The organism is Holophaga foetida DSM 6591 (genome assembly GCF_000242615.2).
Lineage (GTDB): Bacteria > Acidobacteriota > Holophagae > Holophagales > Holophagaceae > Holophaga > Holophaga foetida.
In genome coordinates this window covers 129,756-151,407 of record NZ_KI912268.1, presented here as the reverse complement: position 1 = coordinate 151,407, position 21,652 = coordinate 129,756, and the positions used below count along the sequence as shown (strand labels likewise).

Here is a 21,652-nt window from a genome sequence, read left to right as displayed (position 1 = left end):
TTTTTCAACACTTACAAACAGTTATCAACCTGGCCCGTTTCTTGATTACCCCATGGGTCTGTCTGGACCTGTTCCATAGGAGAAAACCCACATGAGCTGCTGCTGCAACAAAGCCGAAGAGGCCTCCATCATGGCCACCTACGGCTCCAATTCCTTCTCTAACGCCGTCATGCGGGAACGCCTCCCCAAGAGCATCTTCAAGGAGCTCCTGGCGGTCCAGGCCGGCGAGAAGGAACTGACCCTGGAAGTGGCCGAAGTCGTGGCCGCCGCCATGCGCGACTGGGCACTGGAGCGGGGCGCCACCCACTACAGCCACTGGTTCCAGCCCCTCACCGGCCTCACCGCCGAGAAGCACGACTCCTTCATTGCCCCCACCGGGGACGGCCGCGTGCTGATGGAGTTCTCCGGCAAGGAGCTCATCAAGGGTGAGCCCGACGCCTCCAGCTTCCCCTCCGGCGGCCTGCGCGCCACCTTCGAGGCCCGGGGCTACACCGCCTGGGATACCAGCAGCCCAGCCTTCCTGAAGGAAGACGGGTCCGGCGTCACCCTCTGCATTCCCACGGCCTTCATTGGCTACCACGGCCACGCCCTGGACAAGAAGGTGCCCCTCCTCAAGTCGATGGTCGCCCTCAACAAGCAGGCCATGCGCGTACTCCGCGCCCTGGGCAACACCAGCTCCAAGCGGGTCGTCGCCACCGTGGGCCCCGAACAGGAATACTTCCTCGTCGACAAGTCTTACTACGAGCAGCGTCCTGACCTCATCCTGACGGGTCGCACGGTCTTCGGCTCCATGCCCGCCAAGGGCCAGGAGATGGAGGACCACTACTTCGGCGCCATGAAGGACCGCGTCCTTTCCTTCATGGGCGAGCTGAACCGCGAGTTGTGGAAGGTCGGCGTTGACGCCAAGACCCAGCACAACGAGGTGGCCCCCAACCAGTTCGAGATCGCCCCCATCTTCTCCACCACCAACGTGGCCACCGACGGCAACCAGCTGACCATGGAGACCATCCGCCGCGTCGCCAGCCGCCACGGCATGGTGGCCCTGCTCCACGAGAAGCCCTTCGCGGGCGTCAACGGCTCCGGCAAGCACAACAACTGGTCCATGAGCACCGATGACGGCCAGAACCTCCTTGAGCCCGGCGAGAACCCCGAGACCAATGCCCGCTTCCTGCTCTTCACCACCGCCGTCCTGGAAGCCGTGGACACCTGGTCCACCCTCCTGCGCGCCTCCGCCGCTTCCGTGGGCAACGATCACCGCCTGGGCGCCAACGAGGCTCCCCCCGCCATCATCTCCGCCTTCATGGGCTCCCAGCTCACCGAACTGCTGGAGTCCATTGCTGACGACAAGACCTACGCTGCCAAGGCTGGCGAGAAGATGCACCTGGGCGTGACTGCCCTGCCCAAGCTGCCCAAGGATCTCTCGGACCGCAACCGCACCAGCCCCTTCGCCTTCACCGGCAACAAGTTCGAGTTCCGCATGGTGGGCTCCTCCCAGTCCATCGCCGGCCCCAACGTCGTCATCAATACCATCGTGGCTGACGTCCTCTCCAAGGTGGCCGACCGCCTGGAGAAGGCCAAGGACAAGAACGCCGAGATCCAGAAGTTCATCAAGGAGAGCTACGGCAAGCACCGCCGCATCGTCTTCAACGGCAACGGCTACTCCGATGAGTGGGTGAAGGAGGCCGAGCGCCGTGGCCTTCCCAATATCCGCACCACCGTGGAAGCCCTGGCCGAATACGCCAAGCCCAAGGCCGTCGAACTCTTCGAGCGCCACGCCGTCCTCAGCAAGGAAGAGCTGGAGAGCCGCACCCACATCTACTTCGAGGGCTACTCCAAGCAGATCAACATCGAAGCCGGCGTCATGATCGAGATGGCCAAGCGCTCCATCTTCCCCGCCGCCTCTGACTTCGCCGCCGGTCTGGCCGGTGCCGCTGCCGCCCTGGCCAGCATCGGAGCCGTGTCCTCTCCCCAGGAGAAGCGCGCCAAGAAGATCGCCGAGATCCTCGCCGAACTCTGCGACGAGACCGAGAAGCTGGAGAAGGCGTTGGCCGAAGCCCAGGGCATCGAGGATGCCCACGCCCAGGCCAAGGCCTACCGCGACAAGGTCTTCGCCCAGATGGGCGTCGTGCGAGAGAAGGGCGACAAGCTGGAGATGCTGGTGGCCCGCGACGCATGGCCCTTCCCCTCCTACGAGGAACTGCTGTTCTCCCTGTAAGCCCAGGGACGGAAGTCTGACCGGAGGAGCCTCCAGGAACCCGGAGGCTCCTCCTTTAATGTTCGCAACCCCCACCCTTTTCGAGGGTGGGCTTTGCCGTGCCCGCGAGGACGCTTTGAATCCGAACCCAAGCTTTGGAAGACGCATGTTGCGCCTGCTCCCCCTGTTGTTCCTGGCCGCCATGCCAGCCATGGCCCATGACAGCGCCACCCATGTCAATGATTCCGGAGCCACGGCCTGGATGCTGACCTCCACAACCTTGGTGCTCCTGATGGTCCCGGGCCTGGCCATGTTCTATGGCGGCCTGGTCCGCACCAAGAACGTACTCGGGACCATGATGCATTCCTTCGCCGCCCTGGCCGTGGTGGGAGTCATCTGGGCAATCGTGGGCTATGCCCTCTGTTTTGGACCCAACACCCTCGGCGGGCTAGTGGGCTGGAGCAAGGGCCTGGTCTGGCTGGACAGCATCGATCACACCATCATGTCCAGCAATGTGCCGGAGTACGTCTACGCCATGTTCCAGGGCAAGTTCGCCATCATCACCCCCGCCGTCATCGCCGGGGCCGTGGCCGAGCGCATCACCTTCAAGGGCTGGATGGCTTTCATCGCTGTCTGGATCATCGTGGTCTATGCCCCCATCTGCCACTGGATGTGGGCCTCGGACGGCTACTTCTTCAACATGGGGGCCAGAGGCGTCATCGACTTCGCCGGTGGCACCGTGGTGGAGATTTGCTCCGGCGTCAGCGGCCTGACCTTGGCTCTCTACATCGGGGCCCGCCATGGCTACCCCAAAGCCGTCATGTCCCCCAACAACCTAGTCATGTCCCTGACCGGAGCGGGCCTCCTGTGGGTGGGCTGGTTCGGTTTCAACGCTGGCTCCTCCATCGCTTCCAACCTCGACACCGCCCGGGCCCTCTGCGTGACCCAGGTTGCCGCCGCAGCCGGTGCCCTCACCTGGGTCCTGATCGAGAGCGTCCGGGATGAGCGCCCCACCAGTCTTGGCATGTCCTCGGGCATCCTGGCTGGCCTGGTGGCCATCACCCCCGCCGCCGGTGTGGTCCAGGTGAAAGGCGCCATCTGCCTTGGGGTCCTGGCGACCTTCGCCTGCTACGCCATGATCCAGGTCAAGAACAAGCTGGGCTATGACGATTCCCTGGATGTCTTCGGCGTCCACGGCACCGCTGGCATCATCGGCACCATCGGCCTGGTCTTCTTCATCCGGCAGACGTGGTGGGCGGAGGCTGGCCAGAAGATCGCCGGTTGGGGCATTGCCCAGCAGCTGAAGGTCCAGATCGCTGCGGTTGGCGCCACCATCGCCTTCAGCGCCATCGTGACCCTGCTCGTCGCGATCATCATCGAAAAGACCATCGGACTCCGGGTTTCCGATACCGTCGAGAAGACAGGCCTTGACCATGATATCCACGGTGAGCGCGGCTACGGCCTCGCCAACCTCAACTGATCGGAGGCAGGATGAAGCTCATCATCGCCATCATCAAGGAAGAGAAGCTGGACGAGGTCCGCGAGGCCCTCATCGCCGCCGAGATCGAACGCATCACCGTCAACCGCGTCAGCGGCCACGGACGCCAGCAGGAGATCGTGGTCCAGCGCGGCAAGACCATCATCCCCAACCTGATCCCCAAGGTCCAGATCACCATCGCCTGCAACGACGAGTTCGAGGACATCATCGTGGACACCATCACCCAGACTGCCCGGGAGAACGGCGGCACCGTCGGCGATGGCAAGATATTTGTCCAGGATCTGAAGGATTGCATTCGGATCCGCACAGGAGAACGCGGCGGACAGGCGATCTGATGCCGCGAACAAAAAAGTAGGCTTTTTACCGTTTTACTACATTTTTGTCACCCCACCCACTAAGCCCTTGATTCAGGAAGTTACAGGATCTACAGGGTTATCACCGTCCTTTTACAACTGGCACGATTCCCGCTTCGTCTGCTTGCTTTGAATCCGTCCTAAGGAGAAATTCCACATGGCATGGTGCCGCAGAGAAACCAGGGAGCCGACCACCACCCTATCCCTGGAAGGGCTGAATTTTTCCCGATAGGCCCAGGGAAACGAATTTGACCAGAGTGGCTTCCGGGATCAAAGGAATCCACTCCGAAACATTTGCGAAGCTACCCCTGGGGGCTTAGCTTCGCCATGTCTGCGAGGGACATATGAACACAGCACCCAGCCCAGGAAGGCGCCTGATCCGCCTCCTACCCCTATTGCTACTGGCCGCCGCTCCTGCCATGGCCCAGGGCAGCGATCCCGTTCCAGTCAACGACTCCGGCGCCACAGCCTGGATGCTGACCTCCACCACCCTGGTCCTCCTGATGGTGCCTGGCTTGGCCATGTTCTACGGCGGCCTGGTCCGCACCAAGAACGTCCTGGGAACCATGATGCACTCATTTGCGTCCATGGCCATCGTGGGTGTGCTTTGGGCTGTGGTGGGCTACTCCCTCAGCTTCGGTCCCAATGCCCTCGGAGGCCTCATCGGATGGAGCAAGGGTCTGGTCCTGCTCCGCAGCATTGATCACACCATCATGTCCACCGGGGTTCCTGAATACGTCTTCGCCATGTTCCAGGGCAAGTTCGCCATCATCACCCCCGCCCTCATCGCCGGGGCCGTGGCCGAACGCATCTCCTTCAAGGGCTGGATGGCCTTCATCACCCTGTGGATCCTCTTCGTCTACACCCCCCTCTGCCACTGGGTCTGGGCTTCCGACGGTTTCTTCTTCAACATGGGCGCGAAGGGCGCCATCGACTTCGCTGGCGGCACCGTGGTGCACATCTCCTCTGGCGTCAGCGGTCTGGCCCTGGCCCTCTACCTGGGTGCCCGCCACGGCTACCCCAAGGCCGCCATGTCCCCCAACAATCTGGTCATGACCCTCATGGGTGCGGGCCTCCTGTGGGTGGGCTGGTTCGGCTTCAACGCCGGATCCTCCATCGCCTCCAACCTCGACACCGCCCGGGCCCTCTGCGTCACCCAGGTCTCCGCTGCGGCCGGCGCCCTCACCTGGGTGCTCATCGAGACCCTGCGGGATGAGCGCCCCACCAGCCTGGGTATGGCTTCGGGCATCCTGGCGGGCCTCGTGGTCATCACCCCTGCCGCTGGCGTGGTCCAGGTGGGAGGAGCCATCTGCCTGGGCATCATCGCCTCCTGCGCCTGCTACGCCATGATCCAGCTCAAGAACAAGCTCGGCTACGACGACTCCCTGGATGCCTTCGGCGTCCACGGCACCGGCGGCATCATCGGCGCCATCGGCCTGGTCTTCTTCATCCGGGATTCCTGGTGGGTCGAAGCGGGCCAGAAGGTCGCTGGCTGGGGAGTGATGAAGCAGCTCATGGTCCAGCTGACGGCGGTGGGCACCACCATCCTCTTCTCTGTGGTCATGACTCTGATCATTGCCTTCATCGTCAACAAGACCATCGGCCTGCGGGTCACGGAGTCCGTCGAGAAGACCGGACTGGACCACGATATCCACGGTGAGCGCGGCTACGGCCTCGCCAACCTGAACTAGCCGGAGGCAGCATGAAGCTCATCACCGCCATCATCAAGGAAGAGAAGCTGGATGAGGTCCGCGAGGCCCTCATCGCCGCCGAGATCGAGCGCATCACCGTGAACCGCGTCAGCGGCCATGGCCGCCAGCAGGAGATCGTGGTCCAGCGGGGCAAGACCATCATCCCCAACCTGATCCCCAAGGTCCAGATCACCATTGCCTGCAATGACGAATTCGAGGACCTCATCGTGGACACCATCGTCACCACCGCCCGCGAGAACGGCGGCACAGTGGGGGACGGCAAGATCTTCGTCCAGGATCTGAAGGAGTGCATCCGGATCCGAACCGGGGAGCGGGGCGGAAAAGCCATCTAACGCGAAGAAAAAGCTCCAGCAATGCAAGAATGCCCCGGGTTGGTTGCTCACCCCGGGGCATTCTTCGTGTTCTTTGCATTTCTTCGTGTGCTTCGTGGTCCCACTCTGTTCCCGCGAAGCGCACCCGTCAGTTGCAGCCGCAGCCACCGCCGCAACCAGCCTCTTCCTCGCAGCCGTCGGGACCGCAGTTGCAATCCGCGCCGCCGCAGCCGCCCTTCTTGCCGAGGAGGTAGGTCTGGGCCATGTCGATGATGGCCTGGTGAGGACGGGCCTTCACAGAGAGGGCGATGTTGATGGCCTGGATCATGTCCTCTTTGGAAACCTCCAGCTGGGTCAGACGGTAGTGGTGGACCTGGAAGGCGTTCTCGGCATTGGCTGCAGAAGCGGCGCCAAGGGCGATGAGCTCGGCGATGGCCTCGGTGATCAGGCCTTCCTGGGGGGTTTCGTTTTCAGACATGCGTTCTCCGGTGGAATCGGCCCTCGGGCCCTTCGTAAAAAAGTCGAAAGTACAGTTTGACTGGGCCAGTCCCCTAGAACAAGAGGGCAGTGAGCCCCCTGCAGATACAGAATATCCATGCAGAACTCAGCAACTTCCCGAGGGCCGGGCCAGCATGGAACAAAGGCCCCGGATGGCCCTCATGAACCCACACCCCTTCGGCGGCTCCCGATCCAACGGATCGGCCGCTTGGCATCCAAAGAGCCGCTTACGACTCTCTGAAGAGCATTGCCACGCGCCAGGCAGCTCCTTCATGGCCGCCCTCATGCGAGTAGTCTGCCTGGAGTCATCCCTCTTCAACTTATGCCAAAGACTATCCTTCTGGCCTTCTTCAATCGCAACCAGGAAACCAGGAGGCCTGGATACAAGAACTCTTGGAAGCCCACGGTTTGCGGCCTCGATCGCGAAGAAGAGATCGTCCATATTCGACTCGTGCCATTTCCGTGAGTCGATACTGAAAGTGCCGGTATGAAAAGCAGCGGTGCCTGTCCCTATGACATCCACACTCATGTCGCAGTCCAACCCCTGGCTGAAGTGAATAACAGTGCGATCCCGCATGTACGAAGAATAGGGAGCCTTGAAGAGCGCACCGTGGAATCCCACCACGGCCCGATCATCGCGCCGGACGAGGGCCTCTGAAAGCACTTGGACGTAACGATCCGGATAGAGAATGTCATCATCGAAGCAGAAATAGCGGCAGGCCATGGGGTGGATACAGGCACCCAGGAACTTACCGTTGCTGCCCAGGCGACCGTGGTCCAACGCGAGCAGAGGCACGATCTTGGGGTGCTCTGCGAGCCATGCTGGAACCTTGTCGTACTGGTCCAGAAAGAGATAGAGCCGGTCAACCTGAGGCAGAACAGAAGCTAGAGCACGCGGAAGGGACGTGGCACGGCTGGGCATGGTCGCCATGCCTCCAACGAGGGGGAGCCGATCCGAGCGGTTGGCGACATCTGACATTTCATCCGGCTCCTCTGCTTAGTGGAAACTGCCATGATTGATACTGCCAGAGGTCAGGAGATCGATTTGCCAGCGTGGAACTCATTTTTCCGTCACATGTTGAGCCGCCGCGCGCGGGTGGAATCGAAGGCCCACCACAAGGTCACGCGCCTGGAGTCCATTCTGCGCAGCTCGGCGGCGTTTCCCGAAGCATTGGGACCCCAGGATGTGTTTCTTTCACCCCATTCCGACGACATCTGTTTTTCTCTGGGAGCCCTGGCTCACCGCCGACACGCCGGCATCCACCTGACCCTGTTCCCCTATGTGCGCTACGTAGCGAAACCCGGCCTGAAGAAGGTCCCAGGTCCCGTAACCGCCCTCCGCATGAATGAAGATGTGGCATTCACAACCCGGTGTGGTCTCCAGCCCAGGTTTCTTCCCCTTGCCGATGCCGACCTCCTGGGAATCCCTCGCTATGACAGAAGCAGCATCGAGCCATGCCTTGCCCGGACTGAATCACCCCTCCTGGAGGCCCTGGCAGATTTCTCCAGGCATCATCGAGAGGGACCCCGCCCCTGGCTCTTCTGCCCCATGGGCATCGGAGGCCACATGGATCATGTCGCGACACGGATGGCGGTGACCCGCAACCTGACCGGGATCGCCCGGAAATACCGCGTGGCGTTCTACGAGGATCTCCACTACGCGTCGGAAGCCAGGGTCCGCCTCGCCGGTCTGGCGGACTTCAGGCAAGACATCCCCGGCACCCCGATGCGACGGGTGAAACTGCCACTCGGAGAGGAGGTCCCCCTGAAACTGTCCTTGCTTCAGGGCTATTCAAGCCAGTTCGCGGAGGTGCCCCGGGATATTGGGGCATTCACGCCGGGACTGGCGGACACCCCTCCCCATGAAGCTCTCTGGACAGCCGAAGAGTGGTCCTGAAGGACCTCCTCAAAAGCGCGTGTTGTAAGCGAAGACCGTATTGAAATCCTTATGGGCCCCGAGCTCGATGTATTCGACGACCTTGGAGATGTCCGAGGCCCGTCTGAACTCATCCCGCGAGAGGAGGGCCATCTTGGCCCCGGCTCCGGCAGCATTGCCCACCATGGTGATGCGACCGTCCAGTTCCTTCGGGATCAGGCCGATCACGCAGGCGTTGTGCGGATCCATGTAATTCCCGAAGGCACCTGCCAGGATCACCTCGGTGATCTCCTCCAGGGCGATGCCCTGCTTTTCGCACAGGATCCTGACCCCTGCGGCGATGGCCCCCTTGGCGGCCTGGAGGGAGCGGATATCCCCCTGGGTAAGTAGGATCGGGCGACCGTGCGCCGTGGCCTGCTCATCCACCAGAAGGAAGGCCGGGGAGTTCTCGAAAGTCACGAGACGGTCCAGGAAGGGGGCAGCCTTGGGGTTGTCCACGCGGTCAGCGGAAAGGATCCTTCCCGGCTTGGTGATGATCCCCAGCTCCAGGAGCCCCGCCACCAGGTCAATGAGGCCGGAGCCGCAGATCCCCTTGGGCTTGACGTCCCCGATGACCGAGAGTTCCATGGTCTCGCCGAAACGGATGTGGTCGATGGCCCCATCAGCGCCGCGCATCCCGCTGCTGATCTGGGCCCCCTCGAAGGCGGGACCGGCGGCGGTGGAACAGGAGACCAGTCGGTCGCGCGTGCCCAGCACCATCTCACCATTGGTGCCGATATCGATGGCCAGCTTCATGGTGTCGCTGCGATCCATCTCCGTGGCCAGCACCACGGCAACCGTATCCCCTCCGACGTAGCCCGCGACATTGGGCAGCACAAAAGCCCGTCCCGCTGGGTTGATGACCAGATCGATGGCGGCGGGAGCCAGGACGAGGGCATTGCTCACCACGGGGACATAGGGCACCAGGGCGATGTGCCGGGGGCTGAGCCCCAGGAACAGGTGGTGCATGCAGGTGTTCCCGGCGAAGCTCAGGGCGTAGATATCGTCCGGGGTCGCCTCCACCCGGGAGGCGGCAGTCTCGATGAGGCGGTTGAGGGTCTCGATCACCGTCAGGTGCAGCTCCTCGAGGCCATTCTTCTGATTGGAGTAAGCGGTGCGGGAGATGACATCCCCCCCGAACTTGGTCTGGGGATTCAGGGCCGACACGTGGCAGAGCTCCCGACCGGTGTGCAGGTCCATCAGGTAGCCCACGATGGTGGTGGTGCCAATGTCGAAGGCCATCCCCAGGAGGCGGGAGGTGGTGTCGTGCTTCTCGACCCCGCAGACCTCCTGTCCCTGGATCAGGGCGGTAACCTTGAAGTCTGCACCCCGGAGCGTGGCGGAAAGCCCCTTGAGGACCGACAGCTGGATCGTGAGTTCCTGGCAGTCCGTGAAGGCCTCGGCCAAGCCATCCTGAAGCCGCTGCCAGTCGCTGCGCTGATCCTCGAGATGGGGCAGCGGCAACTCGACGTATCGCTTGCTGACCACGGGCACCAGTTCCAGGGCCCGGGTAACGGACTTGGTGAGGATGTTGCTCTTCTTCACCCCCTCCATCAGGAGCACTTCCGTGTCCTTCAGGATGCGGGTGTGACAGGCCAGACGTACCCCTTCCGCCAACTCCGCCTCAGAGAGCAGGTGATGCTCCTGGGCCGTGGGTTCGGAAGTGCCGCCGGAGACCTGGACGCGGCACTTGCCGCACTTCCCGTTTCCCCCGCACGGGAAGTCGTAGCTCAGGCCAGCCAGATAGAGGGCTTCCCGGGTGGTCTGCCCGACGGGAACACTGACCACGTTCCCCTGGGGTTTGAAGACAACATTGCAATGTTCCATGACGGCAGGATCCCTCAAGGCTGGATGGAGCTCAGTTCACGCTGGATATGCTCGGCGACGATCTCTTCCAGATGATCCTGGCCAGGCCCGAATATGATGGCGGTGAAGTGGACCTGGAAAGTCTCGGAAACGGCGGCGTCCCAGCCTGGGGAACTCTGCACACTGATCCGCTTCCCCGTGGAGGCCAGCCAGAGGTGATCCTTGCTGCCGTTCTCGATGAAAACCTTGATGTGCCCCACCAGATGTCGCTGGTGCGCAGCCCAGTCCCGAACCCCCTCCACGCAGCGGATCATGGCGGCCGCGAAGTGCGTGCCCCCTACCCCCTGGGCGAAGGCCACGGGCTTGGTGATGGAATAGACCGCCGGGCTCTCGCCGGGTGCGTGGAAGAGTTCTTCAGCCGAAGGGCGGTGCTGGCCGTGGGCATGCCCCTGAGGGGAGAGCGCGACCGTCTTACGCTTCAGGACCTTCATCTACTTTCCCCCAAATGCGAGTGTCGATGCCGGACGTGGCTGATACCTCCAGGATCTCCGCCCGGGGGTTCATGGCCCGGACCTGCTCCCGGATGGCCTGAAGCGCTACGCCATCCACCAGATCACACTTGTTGATCAGGATCAGATCCCCGGAGCTCACCTGGCCCTCGATCAGGCCCGGGGTGATCTCAGTCAGTTCCTCCCAGCGCTCGGCGTCCACCACGGCGATGACGACGATGCGCTCGATCCCCTTGCCGTACTGGTTCACGGTCTCAATGATCTTCTTGGGGTAGGCCAGGCCCGTGGGCTCGAAGATCACCCACTTCGGCTGGATCTTCTCGTGGAGGTCATTGAGGGTCGTGACGAGATCGGCGGTGAGGGTGCAGCAGATGCAGCCGGCGAAGAGCTCCTTGACGGAAAAGCCACCAGCCTGGAGCACCTTGTTGTCGATGCCCACCTCCCCGATCTCGTTCTCCAGGATCACCAGGCTGGGCTTCTCGGAGCCCTCACGGTTCACCAGATGATGAGCCAGGGAAAGGATCAGGCTGGTCTTGCCGGACCCCAGAAAGCCCCCGAAGATCACCAACTTCATATAAAACTCCAATCACACGATAACAGAACACCAGTCAGACTGATGTGATGATATTACATCAGGATTTTGCGGCCCCAAAGACTTTCCTCAGGAGGCTGCTGGCCTGCCCAATGGGATCCTTCCGGATCGCCTTTTCCTGATCGGCAATCATGAGGAAAAGCCCATCCACGGCCTTCTGGGTCACGTAGTCGTCCAGGTTGGCGTTCTCCTTTTCGATCAGGCCCAGGGCCGCAGCCTGGCCCGCCACTTTGTCGTATCGCTTGGCAAGCTTCACCTTCCGGGTAGCCACGGCGACCTTGGGCTTGAATTTCAGAGTGATGGCCGCACCACTGCTCTTCCGGAAGTACTGGGTCGCGCTGTCCTCGGGTCCCGTGAGGATGGCTTTTGCATCCTCCAGGGTCATCTTCCGGATGCTGTCCATAAGAATGGGCTTGGCCTCCACCACAGCTGATTCCGCGGCCCGGTTCATGGTGGTCACCAGTTCGTCAGCGGGCTTCTGAAGTCCCACGGTGCGGAGCATCTTCTCGGCCTTGGCCAGGGCCGGAGGAAGGGGGATCTTCACCTTGGGGTTCCCCAGGAACCCGTCCTGGACCGAAAGCTTCCCCACGGCCACTTCGGCTCCCTGGACGAGGGCCTCCTTGAGGCCCTTGCCGGTCTCCCCTTGGGTAAGGCTGGAAAGATCCCCTGCCCAAGCGGGAACGAGAACCAGGGAGAACATCACCAACAGGCTTCGCATCATGGCTACCTCCAGAAACAGGGTGTTCAGTCACCGATACGTTTGAGTTCGATACCGCGGTAGTAGTGCTTGAGTATCCGCTCGAAATCCCAGCCCTCCAAGGCGAATCCATAGGCCCCGCTCTGATCCATGCCCACGCCATGGCCCCAGCCCCGGCCGTAGAAGATCCAGCGCCGTCGATCTCCCGTCCCGAGAACCAGGTAGCGGAAGGCGTTGTCCTTGAGCCCCAGGAGTCCCCGGATGCGCATCCCGGTGAAGCGGTGTCTCCGCCCTGCCCGGTCCTGCACGACCATCTCCAGGACGCGGCCCGCCTCGTTGTGGGTGAGTTCCAGATCGCGGATACCCCCGATTCCGGCCTTGGATTTAAACCGCTCCAGGAGTTCGGATTCAGGGATCTCCACCCGCCAGTGGGCCGTGGCATTGTAGCGATCCAGGCTGGCCCCCTCCGGATCCAGACGCCGCACCAGGAGCGGAGCCCCGCCGGGAGCCGCCAGCCATTTCAGCTGGTCCCCCACCTGGGCCGTGGTCTCGGTTTCCAGGCGCAGGAAACCACCGGGCGCCTCCTCCACCAGAAGCGGTCCAGGAGCCAGCTCAAGGGCCTTCGGCTCGCCGCCCTTCGGGCGCACCTGCCCATCTTTCTGCAGGACACCGGACTGCCATGCCACGGGCTCCAGTTCCTGCCACATCCTCCCCAGGACCTCGAGCCCCTGCCCCAGCGACGGATGAGGCTGCTTCCAGAGAGCGGGGGGCACGATGCCCCGGCGGGCCAGAAAGGCCGCCAGGGACGCATCCTCAGCCCGGAAGGGCTGGGAACCGAGGAAGTATGTGGCATCCTCTCGCCGCTCAAGCCCCTCCACCACCTGGTCCAGTCCGAGGGCACGGGCCATCCAGAGGTAGATACCAGCCCCAACGGCGGGTTCTGAGGATACGTTCCTTCTCCCCAGGCGAGCGGTGAGGATCCCCAGAGGCTCGAGCATGTTTACGGCCCTGAGGGGCTCTTCCAACCTGGCAGCATCAAGGGTCTGGCGAGGGATGATCCCGCAGGCCGCCAGCCGAAGCAGCTCCATGTTCAGCCATGCCTGGTCTCCCTCTGGGGCCAGAGCCCCCTGGAAGAGGACCCCCTCGGGCCGGGCAACGTAGTTGCTGACAGACTGGAGGTAAGGGTGTCCGGCTCCGAAAACGTGGGTGTTGTCCACGGTCTGCCCCCCGCAGTTGGCCATGAAGAGGGCCTGGATGGGCTTGCCGCCATAGGTGGCAAAAAGGCCCCGGGTCTCCTCAATGGCCTGGTCCGAGAGCTTGTGCTCTCCGTCCCGGCCCCCGTAGACCTGGTCCGCCACGGTATCGGTCATATCGAAGCCGTCCTTGGCCCGCTTGCCGCGGTTGGACCAGGCGTAGGTCCTGGCGGCCACCGCCTGGGCCTTCAGGGCCTCCAGGGCGGGATAGATCCCGGGCCCCAGCTCCCTGGGCACCACACCCCGCAGGTAGGTCTCCAGCTCCACCGTATTCACGACCGTCAGACGCCCCTGGGCGTTGGGGAAGAGCTCGACCCTCCCCCGGTAGCGCCCCTTGCCCTCCAGTTGGACCCAGTCCCCCGAGGCCTGAAGCAGCACCCCCCCGGCCGGCAGGGGAACCCGCTCGTAGCGCTCGGTCACCGCATAGAGGGCCCGCCCCTTCATGGGCACTCCAGGGTGTCTTTCGGTGGAGACCCAGAGTTCCATGAAGCCCTGGCTCCGGAGCTTTTCAAGAAGGGGCTCGGCTTCCACCGGACGGGAGAAGCGGCCCGTCACAACCCGCCAGGAATCGGAATCCGGGATGGGCAGCCGCTCGGTCGAGGCCCCCAGCTTCGCCACCAGGGCCTCGGCCACCGCAGCGTCCATGGGGCCCCCGACCTGGACCCGGTATTCATCCGTGGGGTTGGCTGCCCCCTGGCTGTCCCACCAGATCCGCACCTTCTCACCAGCATTCACGGCCAGCAGTGGGCGCCCCTCCCGAGTGCAGACCTGCCCTCCCCCATCCAGACGGACAATCCACTCCAGGGCCTGGGTATCCAGACCCACACGGATGGGGATATCCGAAGGGGCCCCGGCTGCTCGCAGCATCGGGGCCCCCAGGGCAAGGCAGAGAATGAGTGGAGTCAGGAACGAACGCATTCTTTCATTATGAGGAGAACTCACGCGGAGTCGCGGAGAGAAAAAGAGGGAAACCAACCCTTGCTTTGTTTTTCTCCGCGCCTCCGCGTGATCCCTCTTTCCCCTCAGATCTCCGCGAAGAGCGGATGGCTCAGGTAGCGCTCGCCGGTATCGCAGAGGATGGCCACCACGGTCTTGCCCTTGCCCAGTTCCGCCGCCACCTTCAGGGCGGTGTGGACGATAGCGCCGGTGCTGATGCCGGTGAGGAGACCTTCCTCCCGGGCCAAACGGCGGGCCACCCGGATAGCATCCTCATAGCCCACATCCTCGACGCGGGTGTATGCCTTCTGGTTCAGGACAGCGGGCACGAAGTTGGCGCCAATGCCCTGGATCTTGTGGGAACCGGCCTTGCCCTGGGTCAGGAGGGGACTGTCCACGGGCTCCACGGCCACCACCAGGGTGCCTGGCTTCTTTTCGGCCAGGACTTCGCCCACGCCGGTGATGGTTCCTCCGGTGCCGATACCCGCAATGAATGCGTCCAGTTCAGGAACCTGCTCCAGCACCTCCAGAGCGGTGGTGCGCCGATGGACGGCTGGATTGGCGGGATTCTCGAACTGCTTCACCAGGAAGTATTTGGAATCCGAAGCGGCCAGTTCTTCGGCCTTGTCCACAGCACCCTTCATGCCCAGGGCCCCGGGGGTCAGGACCAGCTCGGCGCCGTAGGCCTTCAGGATGGCCCGGCGCTCCAGGGTCATGGTCTCGGGCATGGTGAGAACAATCCCGTAGCCCTTGGCGGCGGCCACGAAGGCCAGACCGACACCCGTATTTCCGCTGGTGGCCTCCACCAGGATGGAACCCGGCTTCAGCAGCCCCCGGGCCTCGGCGTCCTCGATCATGCTGAGGGCGATGCGATCCTTCACGCTGCCGCCGGGGTTTGCACTCTCCAGCTTGACGTAGATCGTGGCGCTCCCCTCGGGGACGATGCGGTTGAGGCGGACCACCGGGGTCTGGCCGATCAGTTCGTAGGCGTGCTCGACACGGTTGGGACGGGGCATGTTCTCTCCTTGGAATCAGATCAATCGAGTTGGTGTTTCAGGTCGGCCCAGAGATCCTCCAGGGATTCGATGCCGATGCTGAGGCGAATGAGGTTGTCCGAGATGCCGGCCCGCCGGCGGGCTTCGGGGGTCATGGAAGCATGGGTCATGGTGGCGGGGTGGGCAACGAGGCTTTCCACCCCCCCCAGGCTCTCGGCCAGAGTGAACCAGCGCAGGCCCCGCAGGACGGATGGAACCTTGGTGGGATCCTTGAGTTCGAAGCTGATCATCCCGCCGAAGCCCTTCTGCTGACGCTTTGCCAGTTCATGCTGGGGATGGGAAGGGAGGCCGGGGTAGTTCACCCTGGCGACAGCGGGGTGGGCCTCCAGGCGGCTGGCCAGCTCCGAGGCATTGGCCTGGTGGGCCGCCATGCGCAGGGTGAGGGTCTTGAGCCCCCGTAGCACCAGGAAGCAATCGTGGGGGCTCTGGCTGATGCCGAGCAGGTTGTTGAGATAGGGCAGGCGCTGGGCCAGATCCTTGCGGTCCGGAGCGGCCACCACGGCCCCGCTCACCACATCACTGTGGCCGTTGAGGTATTTGGTGGCGCTATGGAGCACCAGATCCACCCCCAGTTCGAAGGGCCGCTGCAGGATCGGCGAAAGGAAGGTGTTGTCCACCAGGGAAAAAGCCCCCCGCTCCCGGGCCAGGGCGGCCACGGCGGCGATATCGGTCAGGCGCAAGAGCGGATTGGAAGGACTTTCGATCCACACGAGGCGGGTATTGGGCTTCCAGGCCGCCTTGACGGCCTCCAGATCCGCCAGATCGAGGTACTCGACCTGCAGCCCGTAGGTATTGCGGGCGTGCTCCAGGGCCCGGAAGGTGCCGCCGTAGCAGTCCTCGGTCACCAGCACGTGGCTGCCATGCTCCAGCAGGTTCAGGGCCAGCAGCACCGCCGACATTCCGGTGCTGGTACAGGTGGCCCCGGAGCCTCCTTCCAGGTTGGCGATGGCCTCCTCCAGGCGAGCCCGGGTCGGGTTGCCGCTGCGGGTGTAGTCGAAGCCGGAGCTCGTCCCCAGATCGAAGAAAGCGAAGTTCGTGGTCTGGTAGATGGGCGGCACCACGCTGCCATAGGCCGGATCGGGCTGGGCTCCAGCATGGACGCAACGGGTGTCCAGGCCGGCTTCCGGCAGAAGCTCAGGACGCTTTCCCCAACCGACATTCGGGCTTGTGCCAGGCGGAACAATCCCGAAGTGATATGCTTGACTTTCAGGAGCAGCGGACTCAGACATTTCGGGATCTCCAAGGGTTCCGGGGTCGCCGGTGCACCCAATACTGAGGGATGCCAGGATATTGTCAAGTATTTTGATTTGAATTGAAAGAAATAGGAATCGACCTATGAAAATGTCAACCAAAGGGCGATACGGACTGCGGGTCATGCTCGAACTGGCTCTCAACTATAGGCAAGGACCGGTCCTGGTCGATGCCATCGCCCTGAATCAGGGGATTTCCGGGAAGTACATCCACGTCCTGGTCGGCGCCCTGAAGACGGCCAGCCTCATCAAAGCCGTCCGCGGCCCCAACGGGGGTTACGAGCTGACCCGGGATCCCGCCACCATCTCCATCCTGGAGATCATCCAGGCCATGGAAGGGGATATCGCCCCCCTGGATTGCATCCGGGACGCCTCCTGCTGCAACCGGGTGGATTCCTGCGCTTCCCGGGAGATCTGGTGCGAGGTCGCCGCCGCCATGACCAAGGTGCTGGCGGGCCGCACCCTGGCGGATCTGGCCCAGCGCCAACAGGGCAAGGAGAAGGGGAGCCCGGACTTCTGCATCTGAGGGTGGTCCCTCAGCTCTCGTCCGGTGAATCGAACAGCCTCAGAGAGGCCGCCAGGAGCGGCACAGCCATGGTGAAGGGGGAGATCACCCGGGTATCCACCGGGATTCCCACGAAGGGACCTCCAAGGCAGAGGGCGCCATAGCCCACCAGAGGCAGGTAGATCACCGTGCGGTGGAGCCGCCCCAGGGGCAGCAGCGGCAGATAGCGCTCCAGGCGCTCCCCCAGGAAGCTGATGATGAAGGTGGTCAGGAACCATCCGAAGAAGTTCTGGAGGGGGATCCCGAAATAGGGGCCACCCCGCTCCCAGACCCAGGCCCGGACATCATGGACCATCACAGGATCCATCGAAAGATCCCAGGCAGTCATGGTCAGGGCCGCCAGTACGGCCGTGAAGAGGCTCCAGAGCAGCCCCCGGGTGACGCCCGCCGCCTTCCCCCAGGTGATGAGATCCGCCATCATGCGGCTGGGGTAGAGGACCATGAAGTAGGCCAGGGGAATGACCACGGGCACTGTGCTTGCGATCTTGGGGTCCAGGACATCGGTGTAGTGGTAGTGGCCGAAGATCAGGCCTGTCTTGGCACCCACGTATTCCATGACGAAGGAGACCACCAGGGCCAGGGCAAAGAATGCGAGGGCCCGTCGCCACCCCGTCAGATAGACGGCATGGACCAGCACCAGGAGGGAGAAAACATAGGTCATGGCCTGGAAGGGCAGCTTGCCCAGGGTCATCTGCCAGCCCAGCACCCCCAGGTGGGCGGCGAGAAGCATGGCCAGGACCACAATCAGGACAGTCTCCAGGAACGGGTTGTACTCGATATCACGCTCCAGGTGCCGATCGAAATGCCTGCTGAACTTCATCACTCACCCCCCTCCGGGACAAGGGGAGCCACCCGTGCCAAAGCCGGAGACCGCATCTGCACCAAGCGCCCCAGCGCCCCCAGGGCGGCGATCCCCATGGTGAAGGGCGGCAGCACAGCCAGACCGCCAGACAGTCCCACAAAACAGCCAGAAAGCCCAATCAGCCCATACAGAACCACGGGAAGGGCCACCAGGACCTCCGAGGGAGCAGCCGCTCCGGCCTCTGGCAGCCCCCGCTCAGCCACTCGGTAACTGATGCAGATGATGAAGGTCAGTTCCAGCCAGCTCACATAGTTTGCGAAGGGGATGCCCAGGAAACCCCCGGGCTGGAGCCAGACCCAGGCCTTGACAACCTGCACCATGTAGGGATCCAGGGTGAGATCCCAGGAACTCATCACCAGGGCCGTAAGAAGGGCCAGCAGGACCACCCTTCCATGCCCACGCCGCCCGCACCGGGGGGTGCCGTCCACCATGAGATTCACCACCACATGGCTCATGTAGAGCATGGTGAACCAGCCCAGGGGAATGATCACCGGCACCCCCAGGAAGCGGGGCCCCAGGACTGCGGTGTAGTAGTAGGGCGTGGCCAGATCCGTGGCGAGGCTCAGGGCCTCCAGCACGAAAGTCAGCCCCGCCGAGACGCAGAAGAAAAGCAGACAGTGCCGCCATCCCCAGAGCCATGCGCCATGGCCCAGCGCCCCAAAGGCCAATAGGATATTCCCCAGCACCAGGGGGAAGCTGGAACCTGGCACCCAGGCGCACAACAGCCACGCGCTGCCGATGCCTAAAAGCAGAAGGAAGAGACCGACGAGAACCACGTTCCGAAGCGTCATGGGCGAATCCAGGGATAGGGGTGTTCCCTCCAGTCTGGAGCAAGGGCACTGGCCCTTCAACAGCCAACCCACTTTCCCAGAGCGGCCCAGCGCCTCGCCCGCAACGTCTCGGCATCCAGAAGCTCCCCAGAAGGCCCCTGGCGGTGCGTCAGGAGGGCAATGCAAAGCCCATCAGCCGGGCGATAAAAAAGAGCGGGGCCGGTGTAGGCCAAGTGGAACCAGAAGGCCGAAGGCTCTCCCGAAGCTCCATGCACCGCCGGGGCGGGAGGGGGCAGCTCGGTGGAGTCCTCCACCAGGACGTGGATCCCTCCAGGCCCCGGAGGGAGCTGGGCCAAGAGGCTCCCGAAACGCCCGGCCCCGGTCAGGGCGCGCTGGAGCCCCAGGCCCCATCTGGCACCATCTGCGGCCTGTACCGTATCCACGGCCATGCGATCCGGAAAGCCCCCGGCCAGCCAGCGTTCCAGTACCCGTGCCATCCCCTCGGGGCTGGTCCCGAAACCCGCGTGACCCATCATGCCCGCCCGGGCGTTGGCATCGTGGGGGAGCCCTGGTGCCTGGGGGGGGAAGGGCCAATGCGGACAGGCCAGACGCCAGGCGTCGGCATCCTGTCCATCCGGCACCGCTCGGGGGGCCTCGGACCAGGGGGCCGCCAGAAGGCCAGTGGCCGCTTCCCCCAGAGCCGCGAAGGACTGCCCGGTCTCCCTTGCCAGCAATTCCGCCAGCATCCGATAGCCCAGATCGGAGTAGAGGAAGCTGCCGACCCTGCCCGGGGTGAGGAGCGCATGGCGCCCCCACCCGCTGAAGGCCGCCAGATCTTCCGCCAGACACCCCGGTCGATAGGGGAACCAAGGGGGAAGCCCGGAACTGTGGGAAAGGAGCTGCCGCACGGTGAGGGCCTCGGCGCGCTCTGTGAAGCCAAGAACACCCCGGCGGTCCTTGTCCAGATCCAGATGGGCCAGGGCCAAGGGAGCTGTCACCAGAGGTTTGGCCAGGGATGCGAGATCGAAGAAGGTCATGGATAAGCCTTTACCACCGGATGGAGACCCTTGTCCCCCCCTCCGGGCGGGAGAGGAAGCGGAGATCCGCCCCCTGGGCGTTCACCCACTTCAGGGCCAGGGGCAGGCCGAGGCCGGTGCCATCGGGCCTGCCGGACTCGAAGGGCCGCAGCATCCTGATCAAGGTATCCTCGCCGAGCCCTGGCCCTTCGTCCAGGATCTCCAGACTCCCCTCGCCCACGGTGATCCGGACACACCCCCCGGAAGGAGTGGCCTGGCAGGCGTTCTCCAGGAGGTTCACCAGAGCCTGATGCAGGAGCATGGGATCCGCGAGGGCCCTGCCCTCCCCCTCGAGCACTAGCTCCCGCCCCTGGGCCAGGGGGCGTTTCCCGACCTCCCGCATAGCCTGGGCGGCCACGCCCTGGAGCTCCAGCTCCACGCACTGGGGTTCCAGGGGTTTGGCCCACTGAAGGAAGCGCTGGACCAGCAGCTCCAGCTCTTCAGTCTCTTCCAGGAGGGTGGTGGCCTCCTGGCCGTGCCCCGCCCGCTTCAAGAGTTGGCCCTGGCCCTTCAGGACTGCCAGGCCGTTCTTCAGCTGATGGGCCACTCCGGCAGTCATTTCCCCCAGTTCCGCAAAGCGCTCCCGGAGCAGAAGTCGCCTTTCCTCCTGTTCGACCTCCGTGATGTCCTCGAACTGCACCAGGGCCCCCACCCGATCTGGGGTGGCGATGCGCCGAAGGCTCCAGCGGCGCCCGCCACCATCGCAGCGCCAAGTAGAACCGGGCTCCCGCCCCAATCCCTCCAGGATCCATGGGAAGGGCTCCAGAACGAACCCCGCGTCCAAGCCCACCACGCCAGGCCGGACCTCCAGGAGCTCGCGGCCAGCCCGATTGAGGCCCGCCACACGCTGCCTCTGATCCACCCAGAGCAATCCGAAAGGCAGGGCGTCCAGAACTCTTTCGTGAACGGTCCGCAGTTCTCCCAGGCTCGCCGCCAGCGCCCCCCGCTCGTGAAGGCTCTGGGACACCGCCCCCAGGAGCAGTTCCTCCGGATCCTGGGGGTGACGCCGCCGCAGTCGCCACCAGCGGATGGTGAACATCGCCAAGCCGAAGAAGATGAAGGCCAGCGGGAGGGTGCCGAGCACCCAGGGGTGAAGTTCAGAGGAACGGACCATGAAGCCCAGCGTATGCTCGGGTCAGCACGAAAGGAAGGCTTCATGCTGCAGATTCCAGCCCCTCCCCCTGGCACCTTCGCCCCGTATCACGCCCCCTATCTGGCTCTAGTGCCCCCCGAGAGCTTCGGCGCCCTCCTCCAAGCCCAACCAGGGGAGCTGGCGACTCTCCTGGCCCCCCTGGACGGCGACTTCCGCTATGCGGAAGGCAAGTGGAGCATCAAGGAGGTGGTGGGGCACATCACGGATACCGAACGTATCCAGGCCTACCGCCTGCTCTGTTTCGCCCGAGGCGAGAAGCGCTCCCTCCTGGGCTTTGACCAGGACGCCTTCGTGGCGGAAGGTGGCTTCTCCAGCCGCTCCCTGGCGGATCTGACGGAAGAGTTCAGGCTGGTCCGCCAGTCGACCCTGGCCCTCCTCCGGGGGCTCCCCGCAACCTCCCTGGAGCGCCTGGGCCAAGCCAACGAAAAGACCATCGGAGTGGCGGCCCTGGCCTACCTCATCCCAGGCCACGCAGCCCACCACATACAGATCCTGAGGGAGCGCTACCACTAAAGCGCTGCCCCCAGAACGACGGATGGGCACCAGTGGGTGCCCATCTTGGGTCGCGCCAGTCGGGGGTTCCGGAATCCTCCAACTGCGGATGGGGCACGTGCATAAATGGCCCCAATTTTTCGGGTAAAAGAGTG

Annotated in this window: 21 protein-coding genes; 8 read left to right on the top strand and 13 right to left on the bottom strand. The window is 63.6% G+C overall.

Annotated elements, in window-relative coordinates; all coding sequences use genetic code 11:
• Positions 1-91 precede the first annotated feature (91 nt).
• The 5 genes from HOLFODRAFT_RS0200680 to HOLFODRAFT_RS0200660 all read left to right on the top strand — a co-directional run bounded on the left by HOLFODRAFT_RS0200680 (position 92) and on the right by HOLFODRAFT_RS0200660 (position 6,089).
• Positions 92-2,215 carry a glutamine synthetase III family protein gene (locus HOLFODRAFT_RS0200680; protein WP_005037461.1) on the top strand — a complete coding sequence of 708 codons (2,124 nt, stop codon included), beginning with the start codon at positions 92-94 and terminating at the stop codon, positions 2,213-2,215.
• A gap of 145 nt (positions 2,216-2,360) precedes the next feature.
• Entirely contained in the window at positions 2,361-3,674 is a 1,314-nt protein-coding gene (locus HOLFODRAFT_RS0200675; RefSeq protein ID WP_005037463.1) for an ammonium transporter, read from the top strand.
• Between the two features lie 11 nt (positions 3,675-3,685).
• Positions 3,686-4,027: a P-II family nitrogen regulator gene (locus HOLFODRAFT_RS0200670; protein WP_005037464.1), complete on the top strand. Its 342-nt coding sequence runs from the start codon at positions 3,686-3,688 to the stop codon at positions 4,025-4,027.
• Positions 4,028-4,389: 362 nt separating this feature from the next.
• Positions 4,390-5,736: an ammonium transporter gene (locus tag HOLFODRAFT_RS0200665; RefSeq protein ID WP_005037466.1), complete on the top strand. Its 1,347-nt coding sequence runs from the start codon at positions 4,390-4,392 to the stop codon at positions 5,734-5,736.
• 11 nt (positions 5,737-5,747) lie between these two features.
• Positions 5,748-6,089 (top strand): P-II family nitrogen regulator, encoded by a 342-nt coding sequence (locus HOLFODRAFT_RS0200660; RefSeq protein WP_005037469.1) that lies wholly within the window; start codon positions 5,748-5,750, stop codon positions 6,087-6,089.
• 127 nt (positions 6,090-6,216) lie between these two features.
• Here HOLFODRAFT_RS0200660 and HOLFODRAFT_RS0200655 read toward each other — a convergent pair whose 3' ends face one another.
• Both HOLFODRAFT_RS0200655 and HOLFODRAFT_RS0200650 read right to left on the bottom strand, forming a co-directional pair.
• A complete protein-coding gene (locus HOLFODRAFT_RS0200655) occupies positions 6,217-6,546 on the bottom strand; it encodes a hypothetical protein (protein ID WP_005037470.1) in 330 nt (109 codons plus the stop codon).
• Positions 6,547-6,672: 126 nt separating this feature from the next.
• The gene (locus HOLFODRAFT_RS0200650) at positions 6,673-7,545 is read right to left on the bottom strand and encodes a hypothetical protein (RefSeq protein WP_005037472.1); all 873 of its coding nucleotides are present in this window, start codon (positions 7,543-7,545) and stop codon (positions 6,673-6,675) included.
• A gap of 33 nt (positions 7,546-7,578) precedes the next feature.
• Here HOLFODRAFT_RS0200650 and HOLFODRAFT_RS0200645 point away from each other — a divergent pair, with 33 nt between their 5' ends.
• The gene (locus tag HOLFODRAFT_RS0200645; protein WP_005037474.1) at positions 7,579-8,463 is read left to right on the top strand and encodes a PIG-L deacetylase family protein; all 885 of its coding nucleotides are present in this window, start codon (positions 7,579-7,581) and stop codon (positions 8,461-8,463) included.
• Between the two features lie 9 nt (positions 8,464-8,472).
• On the opposite strand, the gene HOLFODRAFT_RS0200640 is transcribed toward HOLFODRAFT_RS0200645, so the two are convergent.
• From HOLFODRAFT_RS0200640 to HOLFODRAFT_RS0200610, 7 genes are all read right to left on the bottom strand, one after another.
• The gene (locus HOLFODRAFT_RS0200640; protein WP_005037477.1) at positions 8,473-10,308 is read right to left on the bottom strand and encodes an ASKHA domain-containing protein; all 1,836 of its coding nucleotides are present in this window, start codon (positions 10,306-10,308) and stop codon (positions 8,473-8,475) included.
• Between the two features lie 14 nt (positions 10,309-10,322).
• Positions 10,323-10,778 (bottom strand): hypothetical protein, encoded by a 456-nt coding sequence (locus HOLFODRAFT_RS0200635; RefSeq protein WP_005037479.1) that lies wholly within the window; start codon positions 10,776-10,778, stop codon positions 10,323-10,325.
• Positions 10,759-11,370, bottom strand: coding sequence for a CobW family GTP-binding protein (locus tag HOLFODRAFT_RS0200630; RefSeq protein WP_005037481.1), 612 nt, complete (start codon positions 11,368-11,370; stop codon positions 10,759-10,761). The genes HOLFODRAFT_RS0200635 and HOLFODRAFT_RS0200630 overlap by 20 nt, the downstream gene beginning before the upstream one ends.
• 58 nt (positions 11,371-11,428) lie before the next feature.
• Positions 11,429-12,109, bottom strand: coding sequence for a DUF4197 domain-containing protein (locus HOLFODRAFT_RS0200625; protein WP_005037483.1), 681 nt, complete (start codon positions 12,107-12,109; stop codon positions 11,429-11,431).
• Positions 12,110-12,132: 23 nt separating this feature from the next.
• Positions 12,133-14,205: a SpoIID/LytB domain-containing protein gene (locus HOLFODRAFT_RS22375; protein ID WP_158412894.1), complete on the bottom strand. Its 2,073-nt coding sequence runs from the start codon at positions 14,203-14,205 to the stop codon at positions 12,133-12,135.
• Between the two features lie 155 nt (positions 14,206-14,360).
• Entirely contained in the window at positions 14,361-15,290 is a 930-nt protein-coding gene (gene cysK, locus HOLFODRAFT_RS0200615) for a cysteine synthase A (protein WP_005037486.1), read from the bottom strand.
• Between the two features lie 20 nt (positions 15,291-15,310).
• Positions 15,311-16,558, bottom strand: coding sequence for a trans-sulfuration enzyme family protein (locus tag HOLFODRAFT_RS0200610; RefSeq protein WP_005037488.1), 1,248 nt, complete (start codon positions 16,556-16,558; stop codon positions 15,311-15,313).
• A 106-nt stretch (positions 16,559-16,664) separates the two neighbouring features.
• On the opposite strand from HOLFODRAFT_RS0200610, the gene HOLFODRAFT_RS0200605 reads away from it, so the two are divergent.
• Complete coding sequence (locus tag HOLFODRAFT_RS0200605; protein WP_005037492.1) at positions 16,665-17,105, top strand: RrF2 family transcriptional regulator; 441 nt, start codon at positions 16,665-16,667, stop codon at positions 17,103-17,105.
• A gap of 10 nt (positions 17,106-17,115) precedes the next feature.
• On the opposite strand, the gene HOLFODRAFT_RS0200600 is transcribed toward HOLFODRAFT_RS0200605, so the two are convergent.
• From HOLFODRAFT_RS0200600 to HOLFODRAFT_RS0200585, 4 genes are read right to left on the bottom strand one after another with little or no spacing between them, the layout of a single operon-like run.
• Positions 17,116-17,964: a carotenoid biosynthesis protein gene (locus HOLFODRAFT_RS0200600; protein ID WP_005037494.1), complete on the bottom strand. Its 849-nt coding sequence runs from the start codon at positions 17,962-17,964 to the stop codon at positions 17,116-17,118.
• On the bottom strand, positions 17,964-18,797 hold the full coding sequence (locus tag HOLFODRAFT_RS0200595) for a carotenoid biosynthesis protein (protein WP_005037497.1): 834 nt from the start codon (positions 18,795-18,797) through the stop codon (positions 17,964-17,966). The genes HOLFODRAFT_RS0200600 and HOLFODRAFT_RS0200595 overlap by 1 nt, the downstream gene beginning before the upstream one ends.
• Positions 18,798-18,853: 56 nt before the next feature.
• The gene (locus tag HOLFODRAFT_RS0200590) at positions 18,854-19,813 is read right to left on the bottom strand and encodes a serine hydrolase domain-containing protein (RefSeq protein WP_005037499.1); all 960 of its coding nucleotides are present in this window, start codon (positions 19,811-19,813) and stop codon (positions 18,854-18,856) included.
• A gap of 10 nt (positions 19,814-19,823) precedes the next feature.
• Positions 19,824-20,966 carry a sensor histidine kinase gene (locus tag HOLFODRAFT_RS0200585; RefSeq protein ID WP_005037500.1) on the bottom strand — a complete coding sequence of 381 codons (1,143 nt, stop codon included), beginning with the start codon at positions 20,964-20,966 and terminating at the stop codon, positions 19,824-19,826.
• A gap of 42 nt (positions 20,967-21,008) precedes the next feature.
• Here HOLFODRAFT_RS0200585 and HOLFODRAFT_RS0200580 point away from each other — a divergent pair, with 42 nt between their 5' ends.
• The gene (locus HOLFODRAFT_RS0200580) at positions 21,009-21,518 is read left to right on the top strand and encodes a DinB family protein (RefSeq protein ID WP_005037502.1); all 510 of its coding nucleotides are present in this window, start codon (positions 21,009-21,011) and stop codon (positions 21,516-21,518) included.
• Positions 21,519-21,652 lie beyond the last annotated feature (134 nt).

Bases quoted from the DNA above. Each gene is read 5' to 3' on its own strand.
- HOLFODRAFT_RS0200680 (WP_005037461.1), top strand. From the start codon at position 92: ATGAGCTGCTGCTGCAACAAAGCCGAAGAGGCCTCCATCATGGCCACC.
- HOLFODRAFT_RS0200675 (WP_005037463.1), top strand. From the start codon at position 2,361: ATGTTGCGCCTGCTCCCCCTGTTGTTCCTGGCCGCCATGCCAGCCATG.
- HOLFODRAFT_RS0200670 (WP_005037464.1), top strand. From the start codon at position 3,686: ATGAAGCTCATCATCGCCATCATCAAGGAAGAGAAGCTGGACGAGGTC.
- HOLFODRAFT_RS0200665 (WP_005037466.1), top strand. From the start codon at position 4,390: ATGAACACAGCACCCAGCCCAGGAAGGCGCCTGATCCGCCTCCTACCC.
- HOLFODRAFT_RS0200660 (WP_005037469.1), top strand. From the start codon at position 5,748: ATGAAGCTCATCACCGCCATCATCAAGGAAGAGAAGCTGGATGAGGTC.
- HOLFODRAFT_RS0200655 (WP_005037470.1), bottom strand. From the start codon at position 6,546: ATGTCTGAAAACGAAACCCCCCAGGAAGGCCTGATCACCGAGGCCATC.
- HOLFODRAFT_RS0200650 (WP_005037472.1), bottom strand. From the start codon at position 7,545: ATGTCAGATGTCGCCAACCGCTCGGATCGGCTCCCCCTCGTTGGAGGC.
- HOLFODRAFT_RS0200645 (WP_005037474.1), top strand. From the start codon at position 7,579: ATGATTGATACTGCCAGAGGTCAGGAGATCGATTTGCCAGCGTGGAAC.
- HOLFODRAFT_RS0200640 (WP_005037477.1), bottom strand. From the start codon at position 10,308: ATGGAACATTGCAATGTTGTCTTCAAACCCCAGGGGAACGTGGTCAGT.
- HOLFODRAFT_RS0200635 (WP_005037479.1), bottom strand. From the start codon at position 10,778: ATGAAGGTCCTGAAGCGTAAGACGGTCGCGCTCTCCCCTCAGGGGCAT.
- HOLFODRAFT_RS0200630 (WP_005037481.1), bottom strand. From the start codon at position 11,370: ATGAAGTTGGTGATCTTCGGGGGCTTTCTGGGGTCCGGCAAGACCAGC.
- HOLFODRAFT_RS0200625 (WP_005037483.1), bottom strand. From the start codon at position 12,109: ATGATGCGAAGCCTGTTGGTGATGTTCTCCCTGGTTCTCGTTCCCGCT.
- HOLFODRAFT_RS22375 (WP_158412894.1), bottom strand. From the start codon at position 14,205: ATGCTGCGAGCAGCCGGGGCCCCTTCGGATATCCCCATCCGTGTGGGT.
- cysK (WP_005037486.1), bottom strand. From the start codon at position 15,290: ATGCCCCGTCCCAACCGTGTCGAGCACGCCTACGAACTGATCGGCCAG.
- HOLFODRAFT_RS0200610 (WP_005037488.1), bottom strand. From the start codon at position 16,558: ATGTCTGAGTCCGCTGCTCCTGAAAGTCAAGCATATCACTTCGGGATT.
- HOLFODRAFT_RS0200605 (WP_005037492.1), top strand. From the start codon at position 16,665: ATGAAAATGTCAACCAAAGGGCGATACGGACTGCGGGTCATGCTCGAA.
- HOLFODRAFT_RS0200600 (WP_005037494.1), bottom strand. From the start codon at position 17,964: ATGAAGTTCAGCAGGCATTTCGATCGGCACCTGGAGCGTGATATCGAG.
- HOLFODRAFT_RS0200595 (WP_005037497.1), bottom strand. From the start codon at position 18,797: ATGACGCTTCGGAACGTGGTTCTCGTCGGTCTCTTCCTTCTGCTTTTA.
- HOLFODRAFT_RS0200590 (WP_005037499.1), bottom strand. From the start codon at position 19,813: ATGACCTTCTTCGATCTCGCATCCCTGGCCAAACCTCTGGTGACAGCT.
- HOLFODRAFT_RS0200585 (WP_005037500.1), bottom strand. From the start codon at position 20,966: ATGGTCCGTTCCTCTGAACTTCACCCCTGGGTGCTCGGCACCCTCCCG.
- HOLFODRAFT_RS0200580 (WP_005037502.1), top strand. From the start codon at position 21,009: ATGCTGCAGATTCCAGCCCCTCCCCCTGGCACCTTCGCCCCGTATCAC.